The organism is Drancourtella sp. An12 (assembly GCF_002160935.1).
GTDB lineage: Bacteria > Bacillota > Clostridia > Lachnospirales > Lachnospiraceae > Sellimonas > Sellimonas catena.
Window position 1 is genome coordinate 1 of sequence record NZ_NFLO01000051.1, and the last position, 655, is coordinate 655.

At 47.5% G+C, this 655-nt stretch carries 1 protein-coding gene; it reads right to left on the reverse strand.

The window, feature by feature from the left end; translation table 11 throughout:
- Positions 1 to 611, reverse strand: a 611-nt coding sequence (locus tag B5E64_RS17745) for a hypothetical protein (protein ID WP_140398902.1), incomplete at its 3' end; no start/stop codon positions are given.
- Positions 612 to 655: the final 44 nt, after the last annotated feature.

The window sequence follows — 655 nt, forward strand, 5'->3', positions numbered from 1 at the left end:
TTTCCACTGATGCCTGCCTTCACTGTCAGCTTTTCACCTGAAGCTACAGTTCCTTCTGCAAGGTCTCCCTCACTGATGTTCATGACCTGGGTTTCCCCGTTATAGTACGCGCTGCTTTCCTTATGGATTTTCAGCTCTCTCTTTGCGATCGTGAACGGATCTGTTGCTGTAATCTCTACACAGTTGGCTGTCTCTTCCCATACGGCTTTGACGATGTAATCTCCGGCTTCTGTCGGTTTTGTCTTCGTATAGGTTTCATCTCCGGCTTTCGCCTCCTTGTAGTAATACGTCGGGTCACTGTAATCTCCGCCGGTTGTTTCTGCTTTCTCCTCTTTGGCTTCATCCCCATAGGTCCAGTCATCCAGCGTTACGCTTCCTGTATATGGATCTTTATCGCCTTCGGATCCAGACTTCTTGATGGTAAAGGAACCGCTGATTTTTACATCATAGTTCTTGCTTACATCCAATTCGTCTTTGAAAACACTCCATGTCGCGCCTTCATCCAATGTTGTATAAGTACCCGCTTCTTTTCCACTGATGCCTGCCTTCACTGTCAGCTTTTCACCTGAAGCTACAGTTCCTTCTGCAAGGTCTCCCTCACTGATGTTCATGACCTGGGTTTCCCCGTTATAGTACGCGCTGCTTTCCTTATGGA